Raw genomic sequence first — 17,130 nt, forward strand, 5'->3', positions numbered from 1 at the left:
CCCCTTGTCGACCCAGGATGTTTCGCCGGCGCGTGGTGACCAATGCGATACGCTGCATCGCCGCACATTGACCAAGCGCAAGCAAACGTTTGATCCAGAGCAATTTTGCGCCGCAATCGTTTGTGCGCGTTTTGCAACTGCTCGAATTGATCGACATCAATGTTGCCGGCCCCTCCCCGGCCCACAGCGGCCGTCACATTGTCCTATGGGAGGAAGGTTCCATGGAATCGGTTTTGACGCGTGCGGGCCTGTGGTTCGCAGCGCTGGTTCTTGCATTGCTTGCCGTTGCGGGGGCGGTCGATACCCCGTTTGCGATCCAGATGGGGATCGTGGCCGTGGCCGCGTGCCTCGGCTTGTGGTTCACGCTGCGCCAGCCAGACTACGATGCGATCGCCCGGGGTATCCTGCGCGCGCCCGCCGATCAGGGTCGCTACGACGACGACGTGATCCGCTGGGGCGTGATCGCCACAGTATTCTGGGGCATGGCCGGCTTCCTGGTGGGCGTACTGATCGCAGCGCAGCTTGCCTGGCCGCTGCTCAACATGGGTGAATTCGGCAATTTCGGGCGATTGCGGCCGCTGCACACCAGCGCGGTGATCTTCGCCTTCGGAGGCAATGCGCTGATCGCGACCTCGTTCTACGTGGTCCAGCGCACTTGCCGGGCGAGGCTGGCCTTCCCCGGCCTCGCCCGTTTTGTATTCTGGGGCTACCAGCTTTTCATCGTACTGGCGGCCACCGGCTACCTGCTCGGCATCACGCAAGGCAAGGAATACGCCGAGCCCGAATGGTACGTCGATATCTGGCTGACGGTGGTATGGGTTTCGTACCTCGCGGTGTTTGTCGGCACGCTGGCCAGGCGCTCCGAACCGCACATCTACGTGGCCAACTGGTTCTACCTGTCGTTCATCCTGACGGTGGCGATGCTTCACCTCGTCAACAACGTCAGCCTGCCGGTGAGCTGGCTGGGGTCGCGCAGCTTCTCGGCCTACGCGGGGGTGCAGGGTGCGCTGATCCAGTGGTGGTACGGACACAACGCGGTGGGCTTCTTCCTCACTGCCGGGTTCCTGGGCATGATGTACTACTTCGTGCCCAAGCAGGCCGAACGCCCGGTTTACAGCTATCGCCTGTCGATCATCCACTTCTGGGCGCTGATCTTCCTCTACATCTGGGCCGGACCGCACCACCTCCACTACACCGCGCTGCCCGACTGGGCGCAGACGCTGGGCATGGTGTTCAGCGTGATGCTGTGGATGCCGAGCTGGGGCGGCATGATCAACGGGCTGATGACGCTCAACGGCGCGTGGGACAAGATCCGCACCGATCCGATCATCCGCCTGATGGTGGCCGCGCTCGCCTTCTACGGGATGAGCACGTTCGAAGGCCCGCTGATGAGCGTGAAGAGCGTCAACGCGCTGTCGCACTACACCAACTGGACCATCGGCCATGTCCACTCGGGCGCGCTGGGCTGGAACGGCATGATCACCTTCTCGGCGCTCTATTACCTGACGCCGCGGCTGTGGAACCGTGAACGGCTGTACTCGCTGCGCATGGTCAACTGGCACTTCTGGACCGCGACGATCGGCATCGTGTTCTACGCCGCCTCGATGTGGGTGGCCGGGCTGACCCAGGGGCTGATGTGGCGCGAATACGGCGCCGATGGCTACCTGGTCTACTCGTTCGCCGACGCGGTCGCCGCGATCCACCCGATGTACGCACTGCGCGTGGTCGGTGGCCTGCTGTACCTGAGCGGTGCGGTGATCATGACGATCAACATCTGGCGCACGATCCTGGGCCACAGCCGCGAGGAAACTCCGCTTGGCCAGCCGGCCTTCGATCCGGCGAAGGATCGTCCGCTGCTTCCCGCCACCCTCATCGCGCATTGAAGGAAACCGAACCATGGCAACTTCATTTGCTGAACGCCACCGCACGATCGAGCGCAACATCACGCTGCTCGCGGTGCTCGCCTTCGTGGTGGTGATCGTGGGCGGGATCGTCGAGATCGCGCCGCTGTTCTGGATCGACAACACGATCGAGAAGGTCAAGGGCGTCCGCCCCTACACCCCGCTCGAACAGGCCGGCCGCGACATCTATGTGCGCGAGGGCTGCTACTTGTGCCACAGCCAGATGATCCGCCCGTTCCGCGACGAGGTCGAACGCTACGGCCACTACAGCCTGGCCGCAGAATCGATGTACGACCATCCGTTCCAGTGGGGATCGGAGCGCACCGGGCCCGATCTGGCGCGCGTGGGCGGTCGTTATTCGGATGCCTGGCACGTCCAGCACCTGACCGATCCGCGCAGCCTCGTGCCCGAATCGATCATGCCTCCCTATGGGTTCCTCGCGAAGCATGAGCTGAACCAGGGCGACATGCGCGCCGAACTTGCCACGCTTTACGACGTGGGCGTGCCTTACAGGAAGGACCAGATCGCCGCAGCCAATGACGACATGGCCGCGCAAGCCAACCCCGATGCGCCCGGCGCCGCGGACTTCCGCAAGCGCTACCCGACCGCGCAAGTGCGCGACTTCGACGGCGATCCGGCGAAGCTGACCGAGATGGATGCGCTGGTCGCCTACCTCCAGGTGCTGGGCACGATGGTCGACGTCAACGCGGCGGCTGCCAACGAAACGCTGAGCAAGGAGAAGGGCCGGTGACACAGACCGAAACTTACGACCTGCTGCGGCAGATAGCCGATAGCTGGGGCCTGCTGGCGATGACCGGGGTGTTCCTCGTGCTGATTCTGTGGCCGTTCCGCCCCGGCGCACGCGGCCACTACGAAGAAGCGGCAACCAGCATTTTCGAGGAAGGACAGGACGATGTCTGAGAAGCGCATCGACGAGCCGACCGGCACTTCGACCGTCGGCCACGAATGGGACGGGATCGAGGAGCTCGATACCCCGCTGCCGCGCTGGTGGCTGCTGACCTTCTACGCCTGCATCGTGTTCTCGATCGGCTACGTGGTGGTCTATCCCGCGATCCCGATGGTCCACGGCGCCACTGCGGGGCTGTGGGGCTGGACCAGCCGCGGCACGCTCACCACCGAAATGCGCGCTGAACAGGCCAAGCACGCAACGATCAAAGCCGCGCTGCTGGCCACTCCGCTCGATGCGATCGACGGCGATGCCCATCTTCGCCACGAGGCGATCGAGGGCGGCAAGGCCGCATTCCGCATCCACTGCACCACCTGCCACGGCGCGGGTGCCGCGGGCGGAAAGGGCTATCCCAACCTCAACGACGATGACTGGCTGTGGGGCGGCGACGTCGACGCCATCCACGCCACGATCGCTCACGGCGTTCGCCAATCGGCAGACACCGCATCGCGCATGAGCCAGATGCCCGCCTTCGGCAGCACCGGCATCCTCAAGCCGGCCGAAGTGCAGGACGTGGTCTCCTACGTCCGCAGCATCAGCAAGCAGGACGCGCCCGATGCGGCTTCGGCGCGCGGCGCCACGCTGTTCACCGCCAATTGCGCGGTGTGCCACGGCCCCGACGGCAAGGGCAATCGCACGCTGGGCGCCCCCAACCTGAGCGACTCGATCTGGCTCTACGGCGGCGACCGCGCCAGCCTGACCGAAACCGTGACCAACGCGCACTACGGCCAGATGCCCAACTGGGGCGCGCAGCTCGATCCGGTGACGGTGAAGATGTTGGCGGTCTATGTCCATTCGCTGGGTGGCGGCGAGAAGGCGGCAGCCCCGGCTCCGGCCCCTGTTGCTCCGGCGGCCAAGTGATCCGGCCATGACCATGCACAAGGCCATCCCCACTGACACCAGGCCGCCTCCGAAGTCGTTCTACGAACGGCGCAAGCCAGTCTTCCCGAGGAAGATCGACGGGCCGTTCCGGCGGTTCAAGTGGGCGGTGATGGGCTTGTGCCTGGCGATCTACTGGATCACGCCGTGGATCAGGTGGGATCGCGGGCCTTACGCACCGCACCAGGCGGTGTTGATCGACCTGGCGCACCGGCGCTTCTACATGTTCCAGATCGAAATCTGGCCGCAGGAGTTCTACTTCGTTGCCGGGTTGCTGATCATGGCGGGAATCGGGCTGTTCCTGGTGACGAGTGCGGTGGGCCGCGCCTGGTGCGGCTATGCCTGCCCGCAGACCGTGTGGACCGACCTCTACCAGCACGTCGATCGGCTGATCGACGGCGATCGCAATGCCCAGATGAAGCTCGATGCCGCGCCGTGGACCGCTTCCAAAATGGCCAAACGCGGCTTCAAGTGGACGATCTACCTCGCCATCGCCTTCGTCACCGGCGGCGCATGGATCTTCTACTTCGCCGATGCACCGACGCTGCAACGCGAATTCTGGACCGGCACCGCCGCGCCCGTCGCTTACGCCTGCACCGCTGTCCTCACCTTCACCACGCTGTGGCTGGGTGCGTTCATGCGCGAGCAGGTGTGCATCTACATGTGCCCCTGGCCGCGCATCCAGTCGGCGATGCTCGATGAAAAAAGCCTGCTGGTCACCTACAAGTTTTGGCGCGGCGAACCGCGCGGCAGTGTGAAGGCGGCTGAGAAAGCCCTTGGCACGGTCGGCGACTGCATCGACTGCGGCCTCTGCACCGCGGTCTGCCCGACCGGGATCGACATTCGCGAAGGCCCGCAGATCGGCTGCATCACTTGCGCACTGTGCATCGACGCCTGCGACCGGGTGATGATCGACATCGGCCGCCCGCGCGGGCTGATCGAATACACCACGCTCGAAAACGCCGCGTTGGAGCAGCAGGGCGCCGCCCCGGTGCCGATCCTGAAAACGCTGCGCCACCCGCGTACGCTGATCTACTTCGGCGTCTGGGGCGCGATCGGCGTGGCCTTGCTGTTCGCACTCGGCACCCGCACCCGCGTCGGCCTCAGCCTCGCGCACGATCGCAACCCCGCCTTCGTGATGGAAAGCAACGGCCAGATTCGCAACGGCCTGACCGCCCGGCTCGAGAACATGGAAGACCGCCCGCGCGCGATGACGCTGGCGATCGAAGGCCTGCCCGGCGCGAAGTTCTACACCGATGCGATGGACAGCACCGCGGCGGTGCGCTCGCTGCCGGTCACCCTGCCCGCCGACGCCACGCTGCCGCTGCGGCTCTACGTCACCGCCCCGCACGGCACCACGGCGGGAGACTTCGCCTTCACGCTGACCTCGCCGACCGAAAAAGCCGCACCGCGCCGCGCGACCACCCGCTTCCTCACCCCGGAGACCGCACCATGACTGCACAACGCGCGCCACGCAAATTCACAGGACGCCACGCCGCGATGGTCATCGCCGGCTTCTTCGCGGTAGTGATCGTGGTCAACGTGACGATGGCCAAGCTGGCGCTGGCAACTTTCGGCGGCACCGTGGTCGACAATAGCTATGTCGCCAGCCAGCACTTCAACGCGTGGCTCGATGACAGCGCCGCCGATCGCGCGTTGGGCTGGAAGGTCGAACTGGCGCGTGCGCCGAACCAGTCGCTCGAAGCCCGGCTGGTCGATTCGGCCGGCGCCCCGCTCGATCACGCGCGCGTGGCCGTACACGTGGAGCATCCGCTCGGCGCAAAACCGCCGCAGGACCTTGTGCTCGCCGAGATCGCGCCCGGCACGTACCGCGCCGAACTCGGGCCCGGCCGCTGGCGCGTCTGGCTCAAGGCCGATGCGCGCGGCCACGCCTGGCACGCGTTGGGCGATGTGCCATGAACGCACCATTCGCGCCGCTCGCCGCCAAGCACCCGCCCGCCCAAACCCTGCTGGAAGCCAGCGTGCTGACCGTACCCGCGATGCATTGCGCGGGCTGCATGGGCAAAGTGGAGCGCGCCTTTGCCGGCCTGCCCGAAGTCCACGCCGCGCGCGCGAACCTCACCGCGCGCACCGTCACCGTAACCCACGCGCCCGGGCTCGAACCGCCCGCGCTGGTCGCCGCGCTCGCCAGCGCCGGGTTCGAAGCCCAGCCGCGCGACGATAGCCTCGCGCCGACCCCGTCTGCCGTGCGCCCGCTGCTGTTGCCGCTGGCAGTGGCAGGGTTCGCGGCAATGAACGTAATGCTCCTCTCGGTCAGCGTCTGGTCGGGCGCGGAAGGCGCCACGCGCGACCTGTTCCACATGCTCTCCGCCGCGATCGGCGTGCCTGCGGTGATCATCGCCGGCCGGCCCTTCTTTACCTCGGCGTGGAGTGCCCTCAGGCGCGGGCGCACCAACATGGACGTGCCGATCTCGATCGGGGTCAGCCTCGCAACCGCGCTCTCGGTCTACGAAACGCTAACGCATGGCGCCGACGCATGGTTCGACGGCACGCTGATGCTGCTGCTGTTCCTGCTCGCCGGCCGCGCGCTCGATGCCGCGATGCGCGACCGCGCTCGCGCCGGGGTGGAGGCGCTGCTGCGCCAGGCCGCGCCGGGCGCCACCGTGGTCGCCGCCGACGGGACGATTTCCTGGATGCCCGCGCGCGCGCTCGACGCCGGCCTGGTCATGCGCGTGGCGGCGGGGGAGCGGCTGGCGGCCGATGGCGTGATCGTCATCGGTGCCACCCGCTTCGACCAATCGCTGCTGACCGGCGAGAGCGCGCCCGTGCCTGCCGCCATCGGCGACGCGGTGCTGGCGGGCACGCTCAATCTCGAACGTCCTGTCGAAGTGCGGGTGACGGCGGCGGGCGAAGGCACAGCGCTGGCCGCCATCGCCGCGCTGATGGAGGCCGCGGGGCAAAGCAAATCCACCTACGTGCGCATCGCCGATCGCGCGTCGCGGCTTTATGCGCCGGCGGTCCATACCCTCGCCGCGCTGAGCTTTGCCGGCTGGATGGTGGCGGGTGCGGGGCTGCACCAGTCGCTGGTGATCGGCATCGCGGTGCTCATCATCACCTGCCCTTGCGCGCTGGGGCTCGCGGTGCCGGTGGCGCAAGTCGTGGCGGCGGGCGCGCTGATGCGGCGCGGGATCATGGTCAAGGACGGCGCCGCGCTCGAACGGCTGGCGCGCGTCGATTGCGCGCTGCTCGACAAGACCGGCACGCTCACGCTCGGCCGCGCGGTGCCCGATCCGGCGGCACTCGACGGGCTGAGCCGCGACGCGGCGGAGATCGCGCTGGCGCTCGCCAGCCACAGCCGCCATCCGCTGTCGCAAGGGTTGGCGCGGGCGCTGGCGGCGCGCGACGTGCGCGCGGCGGTGCTCAATCAGGTGCAGGAACAGCCCGGCGAGGGCGTGAGCGCCATGGCGCGCGGCCGTGCGGTATCGCTGGCGCGCCCTGACAGCGGCGCCGGGATGATGACCGCGCTGCGCATCGAAGGTGAACCGACCCGCCTGATCGCCTTCGCCGACCGGCTGCGCCCGCAGGCTGCCGAGGCGGGCCGTGCGCTGGCCGCGCTGGGCGTGCCCGCGACGATCCTGTCGGGCGATACACCCGCCGCCGTAGCAACCGCCGCTGCCGAGACCGGGCTTTCCGGCAATGGCGGAGCCAGCCCGGCCGACAAGCTGGCAGCCATTGCCGCGTTGCAAGGCCAGGGCCACCGCGTGCTGATGGTGGGCGACGGGCTCAATGATGGCCCCGCGCTCGCCGCCGCCGATGCCTCGATCGCGCCGGGCAGCGCCAGCGACGTCGGCCGGCAGGCGGCCGACCTGGTGTTCACCGGCGAATCGCTGATCGCGGTGCCGATCGCGGTGCGCGCCGCGCGTACCACCATGCGCGTGGTGCGGCAGAACTTCGTGCTGGCCATCGGCTACAACGCACTGGCCGTGCCGCTGGCGATGGCCGGGCTGGTCACGCCGCTGATCGCGGCATTGGCGATGTCGCTGTCGTCGCTGATCGTGGTCGGCAATTCGCTGCGGCTGGCGGGAGCGGCAAAATGACCGGGCTGGCCATACTGATCCCGATCGCGCTGGGCATGGGGTTGCTGGGCCTTGCCGCGTTCACCTGGGCGCTGCGGCGCGGGCAGTTCACCGATCTGGACGGGGCCGCCGCACGCATCCTGATCGACGACGACGACAGGCCAGGGGACTTGCCGGCATGATCCTTCGCACCTTGTTCGGGCTGATCGCGTTGATTCCGGCCGCGCTCAATGCCGCACCGGCGCACGCGAGCACGCTGGCGTTGCCGCTGTGCGACGGCGGAGTGGCGGATGGAGTGGTGTCGATCCCGCTTGGTCTTGCGCCAATTTCCGGTGGAGACATGGCAGGGTGCTGCGCCAAGGGCTGCCACGGATCGCGCAAGCGTTCAGGGAAACTGCAAGTTGATCCTGCGCCCGGTTGATCCTGCGCCCGATTGATCCTGCGCAATGACGGGTCCGGATTGAACGCCAAATATCGCGCCATGTGGACTTATCACCCCGATCTGCTCGCCGTGCCCGTGCCGCGCTACACCAGCTACCCCACCGCCGCCGAGTTCACGTCCGACATTGGAAACGCCGATCTGGACCACGCATTGCGCAAGCTGAGCGGGGATGTTTCGATCTATCTCCACATCCCGTTCTGCACTTCAATCTGCTGGTATTGCGGCTGCAACACCAGCGCCGCCAACCGCCGCCAACGGCTCGACCATTATCTCGATGCGCTGCACCGCGAGATCGCACAAGTCGGCGCGCGGTTGCGCCCGGGCGTGCGTGTCACGCGCGTGGCGTTCGGCGGGGGCAGTCCCAACGCACTTGCCCCCACCGACCTCGTACGGTTGGCCGATGCGCTGACATTGCACCTGCCGCTCGACAACCCGGTGTGGTCGGTCGAGATCGATCCGCGCGAACTCACGCGCGACTTTGCGCAGGTGCTCGGTTCGATCGGGTTCAGCCACGCCAGCCTGGGCGTGCAGACGCTGGCGCCGCACTTGCAGGCCGCGATCGGCCGCGTGCAGCCCGAACCGGTGATCGCGCACGCCACCGACTTGCTCCGCGCCAACGGCGTTCGCTCGCTCAACTTCGACCTGATGTACGGTCTGCCCGGCCAGACCTGGGACGATCTGGAGGCCACGCTCACCCGCTCGATCGAACTGGGCGCCGATCGCGTGGCGCTGTTCGGCTATGCTCATGTGCCCCAGATGATCCCGCGCCAGCGGCGGATCGACGCAAGCCGGCTTCCGGATGTGAAGGATCGCTTTGCGATGGCCGCGCGCGGCCATTTGCTGCTCACCCGCGCCGGTTATCACGCGATCGGGTTCGATCACTTCGCCCGGCCGGGTGATCCGCTGGCAATGGCCGCGCAACAGGGGCGGCTGCATCGCAATTTCCAGGGCTTCACCGACGATCCGGCGCCTGTGCTGGTCGGGCTGGGCGCCTCGGCGATCAGCGCCTTTCCGCACGTGATCGTGCAGAACGAAAAGAACGCCGGCAAATATCGCGCGATGGTCAGCGGTTACGGCCTGTCCGGCGCGCTCGGCGTGGCGCGGAGCGTGGACGATCAGCGGCGCGGCGCGGTGATCCAGACGCTGTTGTGTCAGGGTCGCGCGGCGATCGACACCGACCTGGCAGCGCAAGTGACCGACCGGCTGGCCCCGTTCGTGTCACGCGGGCTGGCGACCTTGATCGATGGCGTGTTGCGGATTGCCGACGATGCGCTGCCGTACGCGCGCGCCATCGCTGCCCTGTTCGATGCAAACCGCGTGGGTTCAACCAGAAGGTTCAGTTCGGCGGTGTGATTGGGGTCCAAGGACGACCCCGGCCGGTTCGGGTGAAGTGCTCGGCATCGGTCGTAGCGAAGCATTGCTTCATTCGGCCAAGCCGTAGCACCCCCGAAGCCGTCTCGATCGGCGGTCCCGTTGCGTCATGACTACGTGGCCAATCGCTAATGTCCGGTTAACCACGGCCGGCAATTTCGTGCCTGGGGTGCTGCCGGACCACAGCGCACGTCAGGCTGCGGCCAGTTCGTCGAGCACGCGCAGCAGGTCTTCCAGCCGGCAGGGCTTCTTGAGGAAGCGGCCGCCGGGGACGGGTTGCTGCACATCGGGCGAATAACCGCTGAGATAGACGACCTTGATTTCGGGCCAGCGCGCGCGCGCGGTGCGCGCCAGTTCCCAGCCATCGAGATTGCCCGGCATGCGGATATCGGTGAGCAGAACCTCGAAGAATTCCTGCTCGAGCACTTGCAGCGCCACGTCGCCGTCTTCAGCGCAGGCGACCGTGTGGCCGGCATCGCGCAGATCCTCAGAAGTCAGTTCGCGCAGCAAGGGTTCGTCTTCGGCCAGCAGGATCCTGAGCGCGGTCATGTCGCCGTTCCGCCTGCCTGCGAAGCCGGCAGGAACATGTGGATCGTGGTGCCTTCGCCGGGCCGCGATTCGATCTCGACCCGCCCGCCATGCTGTTCGATCGTGCCGACGACCTGGCTGAGCCCAAGCCCCGATCCGTGGCCGACCGCCTTGGTGGTGAAGAACGGTTCGGTGGCGCGCTGCAACACGTCGGGCGCCATGCCGGCGCCGGTATCGCTGACGCACAGCTTCACTTCGTCGGTGGGGGCGAGGTAGCTGGTCTTGATCGTCAGCACGCCGCCCTGCGCCATCGCATCGCGCGCGTTGATCGTCAGGTTCAGGATCGCGTTTTCCATCAGGTTGCGATCAACGATGACCGCGGGAATGCCCGGTTGCAAGTCAATTTCGGTCTGCACGAGCGGTCCCGCGGTCTGGCGCAGCAGCGCGGCCATGCCGGTGACGATGTCGTTGATGCCGGTCGGTTCGGGGCGCAGCGGTTGCTTGCGCGCAAAGGCCAGCAACTGGTCGGTGAGGCGGGCCGCACGCTCGGCGCCCTCGATCGCGTTGTCGAGCGCCAACCGGCCCTCGGGCGTGCCGCTGCCCTTGCGCCGGCTGCGATCGAGGTTGCCGATCACGATGCCGAGCAGGTTGTTGAAATCATGCGCGATGCCGCCGGTAAGCTGGCCGATGGCTTCCATTTTCTGTGCCTGCCGCAGCATCTCTGCGGTCTTTTCGCGCTCGCGCGCTTCGCGCACCAGCGCTTCGTTCGCCTGCCGCAGCGCGCTGGGCGACGGGATCGCGACCAGCTTGGGCAGCAGCGGCACCAGCAGCAGCGCAGTTGCGATCGAAGCCACCGCCGTCACCGCCTTGACCAGCGCCTCCCAGCCATAAGCCGGTATCCACATCGTCGCGATGCTGAGCAGGTGGGTTGTCCCGCAAGCGAGGATGAAAGTGGCGAACAGGCCCAGCATCCAGCCGAATTCGATATCCTGGCGCAACCTGACCAGCCGCAGCAGGACGAAAGGGATCGAAAAGTAGGCCGCCGCAATCACCGCGTCCGACACGACATGAGTCCAGATCAGTTCGGGCTGCCACAGCAGGCAATAGCCATGCGGCGCGTAACCTCGGATCGCCAGGAAGTTCTGGAACCAATTGAACATCGCATTCCCCCAGCGCCCCGCCCGCCCAGGCCAATTGGCTTGTTAGCCAAATTTCCCGCCGGCGCAACGGCTTGGCACCATCCCCATAACCTGGGCCAGAACGCGCTGGTGTTGCCTGCGTTCCGGCACAAATCGCGAGTCCGCGGTATAACGGGCACGGGTGCACCAATGGGCACGTCCGGGATAAGGGAGATCACCAGGGTTCAAACCCAATCAGATCACGCGCTCGGTCAGATTGGGTTTTAGCCCTGGTCAGGCTTCCACAGCATCGACCAGAAATGCGGGCCGCCACGCGGTACATCGTATTCAGCGGTCACCTCGAAGCCGAGCCTGAGGTAAATGCCCACGTTTGTCTCGGTCGCGGTTTCCAGATGAACCGGCAGTCCCTCGATGGCCGCGCGCGCCTGCCCGGCGCGGATCGCTGCACCGGCAAGACCCCGCCCCTGATGCTCGGGCGCAACCCCGGCGTAATGCAGGTACAGGAACCGCAACCCGCGCGGGAAATGCGCGCCGATCGTCTCGCTGACCAGCAGCGCGCGCGGCAGCCGCCGTCCCAGCGCACCAAGGTAGCCCGGCACCGAGGCGAGCGTCTCGCCCAGCCCCGATTTGGCATCGCCCGGATGGCGCCACAGCGTGACGCCCTGGCCGTCCGCGGAGCGCAGCGCGAACCCATGCGCCAGATCGTGCCGCACCGCCTGCGCGAAGAAGCGGGGATAACGCCGCAGTCGTTCCTGGCGGTCGGGAATGATCCACGACAACGCCGGGTCGTCGATGAACGCGGCCGCCAGCGTGCGCTCCATCGCCGGCGCGTCAGCGGGCGTGCCCACGACCACTTCGGGCGGTGCCTTGCGTCCTTCCATCATCGATCGCCTCCGGTTGCCATTGGCCGTTGCCGCCGGTCGTTGCCACCGGTCGTTGCCACCGTCCGTTGCCACCGTCCGTTGACAGCGTCCGTTGACAGCGATGTGAATAAGCCGGAGACAGGCGCGGTCAACCGACGGGTTCGCCCAAAAGTCGGGAAATGGAGAGGACCTGCATGCCCCAGATAGCAGCCAACGGCGTCACGCTCGAGTACGAAGCCTACGGCGATCCCGCCGCCCCGCCGCTGCTGCTGATCATGGGGCTAGGCGCGCAACTGACGCTGTGGCCGATCGAACTGGTCGAAGCGCTGGTGGCGCGCGGTTTCCATGTGATCCGCTACGACAATCGCGACATCGGGCTCTCCACCAAGTTCACTCACGCGGCCGTGCCCGACCTGCCAGCCATGATGATGGCACTGATGAGCGGCAAACCCCCAGCGTTGCCCTACACGCTTGCCGATATGGCCGATGACGCTGCCGCGTTGCTCACCGCACTGGGCATCGACAAGGCTCACGTGGTCGGCGCATCGATGGGTGGCATGATCGCGCAACTCGTCGCGATCCACCATCCTGAGCGCGTGGCATCGCTCACCTCGATCATGTCGACCACCGGCAACCCCATGCTGCCCCCCGCGAGGCCCGAAGCCATGGCCGCGCTGATGGAACGGCCGACCACCGCCGAACTCACCGATGTGCTGGCGCTCGGCCTGCGCATCTCAAGCGCCATCGGCAGCCCCGGCTATCCCGCACCCGAAGACCGCCTGCGGACACGCATCGAACGCGACTTCAACCGAAGCTTCCACCCCACCGGCGCCGCCCGCCAGATGGCCGCGATCATGGCCGACGGCGATCGGCGCGAACGGCTCAAGACCGTCACCGCGCCGACGCTGGTGATCCATGGCGAGGACGATCCGCTGGTGCCGGTCGAGGGCGGTAAGGACACCGCCGCGGCGATCCCGGGCTCCACGCTGCTGACGATACCCGGGATGGGACACGACTTGCCGATGGAACTGGTGGACCGGATTGCCGATGCAATTGCGGGGGTGGCCAAAGGGTAGGAGGTACGGGTCAGGGAAAGGGGCCTTCCGGCGGGCAAGGCCCCACCCTTGTGGCCGGAGGCACCCATAAGGGCAGATTCCACCCAGCACCTTCTCCACAAATTCACTCCCCGCCAGTGCTTGCCGCGAAGCTTGTCCACAACATCGATCCACACTGGAAATAAATTTTACAGACCCCATTTTCTGACTTGCGCTCGTAACAATGTGGGCAAGGTCCACGCGTCGCTGCACTGCAACATAAACTGCCGCGCGACGAAACGAATCGCAAGTGCGACGAACTGCGCTGTCAATGTGGCATTTACCCTCTTGTGTCCGACTCGGGTTCAGGCACAATAGGTAGTGGTCGGGTCGCCGGGGGACCTCAAAACCTTGTTACGAACGTGCGATGCAGGGTACAATCTTGCACGCAGGAACGCGCGTCTGGCGGAAGGGTTGGACGGTGCGACGCCGAAATGCGTGCTGCGCGCATGACGGCGATGTTCATGGTATGATCGGCCCCCGCCGATTCGAACAGAAGCGGAACAACGGGCCGATGTGGCTCGGATCCGGGCGTTACGGTCGGCATGTCCAGTGTGGCCTGCCGACTGCGGGATGAAATGAAAGAAGCGGGTTATGCAAATGGATTTCAGGACCGGTGACGGCGCGGGCATGCAGGACGAAATGGTGCTCGACAGCCCGGCTGGAGACGTCATCCTGGCTCAGGAGGCTTCGGCCCAGGAGACTTCGGCCCAGGAGACTTCGGCAATGACGATGGATTCCAAGGATGTCGGCACCGCTGCGCTGATCGGAACCATGACCGCGAACGTGGCTGCGGTCGCGGCCAACCCGGCTTCGGCGTCCGATTCGAAGGCCATCAACGCGCGGCGGTTCACGATCGTCACCGACGCGTCGCGCGATGCGCTGCTGACGCTGTTCGGCAAGGACACGCTCGACGATCGCTACCTGCTGCCGGGCGAGACGTATCAGGACCTGTTCGCGCGCGTGGCCGATGCCTATTCAGACAACGAAGCGCATGCGCAACGGCTGTACGACTACATCTCGAAGCTGTGGTTCATGCCTGCAACGCCGGTGCTTTCGAACGGCGGCACCGGGCGGGGCTTGCCGATTTCGTGCTACCTCAACTCGGTCGATGACAGCCTCGAAGGCATCGTTCGCACCTGGAACGAGAACGTCTGGCTCGCCAGCCGTGGCGGCGGCATCGGCACTTATTGGGGCAACGTGCGCGGCATCGGTGAGCCGGTCGGGCTCAACGGCAAGACCAGCGGGATCATCCCGTTCGTGCGCGTGATGGACAGCCTGACGCTGGCGATTTCGCAAGGTTCGCTGCGGCGCGGGTCGGCGGCGTGCTACCTCGACGTCAGCCATCCCGAGATCGAGGAATTCCTCGAAATCCGCAAGCCCTCGGGCGATTTCAACCGCAAGGCGCTCAACCTCCACCACGGCGTGCTGCTGACCGACGCGTTCATGGAAGCCGTGCGCGACGGCACCGAGCATCACTTGCGCAGCCCCAAGGACGGCTCGATCCGCGCCACGGTCGACGCGCGCAGCCTGTTCCAGAAGCTGGTCGAAACCCGGCTGGCCACGGGCGAACCCTACATCGTGTTCTCCGACACCGTGAACCGCATGATGCCCAAGCATCATCGCGATCTCGGCCTCAAGGTCTCGACCTCGAACCTGTGTTCGGAAATCACGCTCCCCACCGGCCGCGACCATCTCGGCAACGATCGCACCGCGGTGTGCTGCCTGTCGTCGCTCAACCTGGAAACCTGGGACGAGTGGCAGGGCGATCGCACGTTCATCGAGGACGTGCTGCACTTCCTCGACAACGTGCTGCAGGACTACATCGACCGCGCACCCGATGAAATGGCCCGCGCCAAGTACTCGGCCGCGCGCGAACGTTCGGTCGGCATGGGGGTGATGGGCTTCCACTCGTTCCTGCAGAAGAAGGGCATCGGCTTCGAAACCGCGATGGCAAAAGCGTGGAACCTCAAGATGTTCCGCCACATTGCCGAACGCGCAGACGAAGCCAGCCTGATGCTCGCGCAGGAACGCGGCCCCTGCCCCGATGCGGCCGACATGGGCGTGATGCAGCGCTTTTCGTGCAAGATGGCGATTGCGCCCACCGCGTCGATCAGCATCATCTGCGGCGGCACCAGCGCGTGCATCGAACCGATCCCGGCCAATATCTACACGCACAAGACGCTGTCGGGCAGCTTCGTGGTCAAGAACCCTTATCTGGAAAAGCTGTTGCAGGCCAAGTCGAAGGATTCGACCAACGTGTGGAACACGATCCTCGAACGCGGCGGATCGATCCAGCACCTCGATTTCCTCAGCCCCGAGGAGAAAGCCGTGTTCAAGACCAGCTTCGAGATCGACCAGCGCTGGCTGCTCGAATTCGCTGCCGATCGCACGCCTTATATCGACCAAGCGCAAAGCCTGAACCTCTACATCCCCGCAGACGTCGACAAGTGGGACCTGATGATGCTGCACTTCCAGGCGTGGGAAAAGGGCATCAAGTCGTTGTATTACCTGCGGAGCAAGTCGGTCCAGCGCGCCGGGTTCGCCGGTGGCGTAGAGGCGGACAACACCGCCGAGCCTGCGGTCTATGAACTGCCGACCACCGATTACGACGAGTGCCTGGCGTGCCAGTAACTTTCGCCCGAGCGGTCTGATGCGCAAATATCACCGTTGGCTGTCGGTCCTGTTCGGCGTGTTCCTTTTGTGGATCGCGGTGACCGGGGTCATGAGCCAATTCGCCGACATCGTCGCGGAAAGTGAACGTCCGGCCGCCGCCGCGGTGCCCGCCGGGTTCGCTTGCCCCGCCACCATGATCTGCCGGCCCAAGCCGGCGCCCGACGGCGCGCGCGCGTGGGTCGGTTATCTCCACCACCTTCATTCGGGCGAGGAATTCGGGCCCGTCGGCACCGCGATCTCGATCGTGTCGGGCATTGTGATGATCTTCTTCAGCTTTTCGGGGCTGTGGATGTATATTCAGATGTGGCGCAACCGCAGCGCACGCGGCGTCAAGCCCGGCTGGTTCTGGGGCTGATCCGCCCATGAAACGGCCCATGCAACCGCCTTGCAACCCTGCTGAAACGCCCACGAAGAGCGCCCCGTCGCCGGAGGGGACGACGGGGCTGCTCCCGACCTCGGAACACGCGTCACCAAGTTCATGGCAACGCGGAACGGGCCTTGTCCCGAAGGGAGCGGGACGGCTTACGCCTAGCGGCCAGGGCGCCATGGGGGGACCAGGGCCAGGCCGCATGGATGTTCAACCCGCCAGGGCCTTGCGCGTTCCACCGCCCCTTGGTCCCTATCGTAAATTTCGCCTGAAACCGCTTACCCCGCCTTCAACCGCTCACCGCTGACAGGACAATCCCGATGTCGCTTCTCGAAGCCCGCAAGACTTACAAGCCGTTCGAATACCCCTGGGCCTACGAGTTCTGGAAGCGCCAGCAGCAGATCCACTGGATGCCCGAAGAAGTGCCGCTCGGCGAAGATTGCCGCGATTGGGCGCAGAAGATCAGCGAGCACGAACGCAACCTGCTCACGCAGATCTTCCGCTTCTTCACCCAGGCCGACATCGAGGTGCAGGATTGCTACCACGACAAGTACGGCCGCGTGTTCAAGCCCACCGAGGTCAAGATGATGCTGGCCGCCTTCTCCAACATGGAGACGGTGCACATCGCCGCGTATTCGCACTTGCTCGACACCATCGGCATGCCCGAAAGCGAATACGGCATGTTCCTGGAATACCAGGAAATGCGCGACAAGCACGATTACCTCAAGAACTTCACCGTCGATTCGGACGAGGACATCGCGCGCACGCTGGCCATGTTCGGCGGGTTCACCGAAGGGCTGCAACTGTTCGCCAGCTTCGCCATGCTGATGAACTTCCCGCGCTTCAACAAGATGAAGGGCATGGGC

Annotated in this window: 17 protein-coding genes; 14 read left to right on the plus strand and 3 right to left on the minus strand. The window is 65.9% G+C overall.

The window, feature by feature from the left end:
* The first annotated feature begins 221 nt into the window (after window positions 1-221).
* The 10 genes from ccoN to hemN are packed head-to-tail and all read left to right on the plus strand — an operon-like array spanning window position 222 to window position 9,579.
* Complete coding sequence (ccoN, locus tag Q0R16_RS00365) at window positions 222-1,883, plus strand: cytochrome-c oxidase, cbb3-type subunit I (protein ID WP_295630656.1); 1,662 nt, start codon at window positions 222-224, stop codon at window positions 1,881-1,883.
* Between the two features lie 13 nt (window positions 1,884-1,896).
* Window positions 1,897-2,652: a cytochrome-c oxidase, cbb3-type subunit II gene (gene ccoO / locus Q0R16_RS00370; RefSeq protein ID WP_295630659.1), complete on the plus strand. Its 756-nt coding sequence runs from the start codon at window positions 1,897-1,899 to the stop codon at window positions 2,650-2,652.
* Window positions 2,649-2,822 (plus strand): cbb3-type cytochrome c oxidase subunit 3, encoded by a 174-nt coding sequence (locus tag Q0R16_RS00375; protein ID WP_295630661.1) that lies wholly within the window; start codon window positions 2,649-2,651, stop codon window positions 2,820-2,822. Before ccoO ends, Q0R16_RS00375 begins: the two co-directional genes overlap by 4 nt.
* The gene (gene ccoP, locus Q0R16_RS00380; RefSeq protein WP_295630663.1) at window positions 2,815-3,729 is read left to right on the plus strand and encodes a cytochrome-c oxidase, cbb3-type subunit III; all 915 of its coding nucleotides are present in this window, start codon (window positions 2,815-2,817) and stop codon (window positions 3,727-3,729) included. The genes Q0R16_RS00375 and ccoP overlap by 8 nt, the downstream gene beginning before the upstream one ends.
* A gap of 7 nt (window positions 3,730-3,736) precedes the next feature.
* Window positions 3,737-5,203, plus strand: coding sequence for a cytochrome c oxidase accessory protein CcoG (ccoG, locus tag Q0R16_RS00385; protein ID WP_295630666.1), 1,467 nt, complete (start codon window positions 3,737-3,739; stop codon window positions 5,201-5,203).
* On the plus strand, window positions 5,200-5,667 hold the full coding sequence (locus tag Q0R16_RS00390; protein WP_295630668.1) for a FixH family protein: 468 nt from the start codon (window positions 5,200-5,202) through the stop codon (window positions 5,665-5,667). The genes ccoG and Q0R16_RS00390 overlap by 4 nt, the downstream gene beginning before the upstream one ends.
* Window positions 5,664-7,805, plus strand: a complete 2,142-nt coding sequence (locus Q0R16_RS00395) for a heavy metal translocating P-type ATPase (protein WP_295630670.1) — start codon at window positions 5,664-5,666, stop codon at window positions 7,803-7,805. The genes Q0R16_RS00390 and Q0R16_RS00395 overlap by 4 nt, the downstream gene beginning before the upstream one ends.
* On the plus strand, window positions 7,802-7,966 hold the full coding sequence (gene ccoS / locus Q0R16_RS00400) for a cbb3-type cytochrome oxidase assembly protein CcoS (protein ID WP_295630672.1): 165 nt from the start codon (window positions 7,802-7,804) through the stop codon (window positions 7,964-7,966). Before Q0R16_RS00395 ends, ccoS begins: the two co-directional genes overlap by 4 nt.
* Window positions 7,963-8,205 (plus strand): hypothetical protein, encoded by a 243-nt coding sequence (locus Q0R16_RS00405; protein ID WP_295630674.1) that lies wholly within the window; start codon window positions 7,963-7,965, stop codon window positions 8,203-8,205. Before ccoS ends, Q0R16_RS00405 begins: the two co-directional genes overlap by 4 nt.
* 60 nt (window positions 8,206-8,265) lie before the next feature.
* The gene (hemN, locus tag Q0R16_RS00410) at window positions 8,266-9,579 is read left to right on the plus strand and encodes an oxygen-independent coproporphyrinogen III oxidase (RefSeq protein WP_295630692.1); all 1,314 of its coding nucleotides are present in this window, start codon (window positions 8,266-8,268) and stop codon (window positions 9,577-9,579) included.
* A gap of 210 nt (window positions 9,580-9,789) precedes the next feature.
* Here hemN and Q0R16_RS00415 read toward each other — a convergent pair whose 3' ends face one another.
* From Q0R16_RS00415 to Q0R16_RS00425, 3 genes are all read right to left on the minus strand, one after another.
* A complete protein-coding gene (locus tag Q0R16_RS00415; RefSeq protein ID WP_295630676.1) occupies window positions 9,790-10,146 on the minus strand; it encodes a response regulator in 357 nt (118 codons plus the stop codon).
* Window positions 10,143-11,285, minus strand: a complete 1,143-nt coding sequence (locus Q0R16_RS00420) for an ATP-binding protein (protein ID WP_295630678.1) — start codon at window positions 11,283-11,285, stop codon at window positions 10,143-10,145. Before Q0R16_RS00420 ends, Q0R16_RS00415 begins: the two co-directional genes overlap by 4 nt.
* A gap of 242 nt (window positions 11,286-11,527) precedes the next feature.
* Window positions 11,528-12,148: a GNAT family N-acetyltransferase gene (locus Q0R16_RS00425; RefSeq protein ID WP_295630680.1), complete on the minus strand. Its 621-nt coding sequence runs from the start codon at window positions 12,146-12,148 to the stop codon at window positions 11,528-11,530.
* 173 nt (window positions 12,149-12,321) lie between these two features.
* Here Q0R16_RS00425 and Q0R16_RS00430 point away from each other — a divergent pair, with 173 nt between their 5' ends.
* The 4 genes from Q0R16_RS00430 to Q0R16_RS00445 form a co-directional block, all read left to right on the plus strand.
* Window positions 12,322-13,203 (plus strand): alpha/beta fold hydrolase, encoded by an 882-nt coding sequence (locus Q0R16_RS00430; RefSeq protein ID WP_295630682.1) that lies wholly within the window; start codon window positions 12,322-12,324, stop codon window positions 13,201-13,203.
* A gap of 744 nt (window positions 13,204-13,947) precedes the next feature.
* A complete protein-coding gene (locus Q0R16_RS00435; protein WP_295630694.1) occupies window positions 13,948-15,855 on the plus strand; it encodes a ribonucleoside-diphosphate reductase subunit alpha in 1,908 nt (635 codons plus the stop codon).
* Between the two features lie 19 nt (window positions 15,856-15,874).
* Window positions 15,875-16,252: a PepSY domain-containing protein gene (locus tag Q0R16_RS00440; RefSeq protein ID WP_295630684.1), complete on the plus strand. Its 378-nt coding sequence runs from the start codon at window positions 15,875-15,877 to the stop codon at window positions 16,250-16,252.
* Between the two features lie 332 nt (window positions 16,253-16,584).
* A partial coding sequence (locus Q0R16_RS00445; protein ID WP_295630686.1) for a ribonucleotide-diphosphate reductase subunit beta occupies window positions 16,585-17,130 on the plus strand: 546 nt, incomplete at its 3' end.

It is taken from the genome of Novosphingobium sp. (genome assembly GCF_025351285.1).
GTDB lineage: Bacteria > Pseudomonadota > Alphaproteobacteria > Sphingomonadales > Sphingomonadaceae > Novosphingobium.

Excerpts from the sequence above, each read along its gene's own strand:
- Q0R16_RS00405 (WP_295630674.1), top strand. The coding sequence starts at position 7,963 with ATGATCCTTCGCACCTTGTTCGGGCTGATCGCGTTGATTCCGGCCGCG.
- ccoP (WP_295630663.1), top strand. The coding sequence starts at position 2,815 with ATGTCTGAGAAGCGCATCGACGAGCCGACCGGCACTTCGACCGTCGGC.
- Q0R16_RS00415 (WP_295630676.1), bottom strand. The coding sequence starts at position 10,146 with ATGACCGCGCTCAGGATCCTGCTGGCCGAAGACGAACCCTTGCTGCGC.
- Q0R16_RS00395 (WP_295630670.1), top strand. The coding sequence starts at position 5,664 with ATGAACGCACCATTCGCGCCGCTCGCCGCCAAGCACCCGCCCGCCCAA.
- ccoS (WP_295630672.1), top strand. The coding sequence starts at position 7,802 with ATGACCGGGCTGGCCATACTGATCCCGATCGCGCTGGGCATGGGGTTG.
- Q0R16_RS00430 (WP_295630682.1), top strand. The coding sequence starts at position 12,322 with ATGCCCCAGATAGCAGCCAACGGCGTCACGCTCGAGTACGAAGCCTAC.
- ccoO (WP_295630659.1), top strand. The coding sequence starts at position 1,897 with ATGGCAACTTCATTTGCTGAACGCCACCGCACGATCGAGCGCAACATC.
- ccoN (WP_295630656.1), top strand. The coding sequence starts at position 222 with ATGGAATCGGTTTTGACGCGTGCGGGCCTGTGGTTCGCAGCGCTGGTT.
- ccoG (WP_295630666.1), top strand. The coding sequence starts at position 3,737 with ATGACCATGCACAAGGCCATCCCCACTGACACCAGGCCGCCTCCGAAG.
- Q0R16_RS00440 (WP_295630684.1), top strand. The coding sequence starts at position 15,875 with ATGCGCAAATATCACCGTTGGCTGTCGGTCCTGTTCGGCGTGTTCCTT.
- Q0R16_RS00420 (WP_295630678.1), bottom strand. The coding sequence starts at position 11,285 with ATGTTCAATTGGTTCCAGAACTTCCTGGCGATCCGAGGTTACGCGCCG.
- Q0R16_RS00390 (WP_295630668.1), top strand. The coding sequence starts at position 5,200 with ATGACTGCACAACGCGCGCCACGCAAATTCACAGGACGCCACGCCGCG.
- Q0R16_RS00425 (WP_295630680.1), bottom strand. The coding sequence starts at position 12,148 with ATGATGGAAGGACGCAAGGCACCGCCCGAAGTGGTCGTGGGCACGCCC.
- Q0R16_RS00435 (WP_295630694.1), top strand. The coding sequence starts at position 13,948 with ATGACGATGGATTCCAAGGATGTCGGCACCGCTGCGCTGATCGGAACC.
- hemN (WP_295630692.1), top strand. The coding sequence starts at position 8,266 with ATGTGGACTTATCACCCCGATCTGCTCGCCGTGCCCGTGCCGCGCTAC.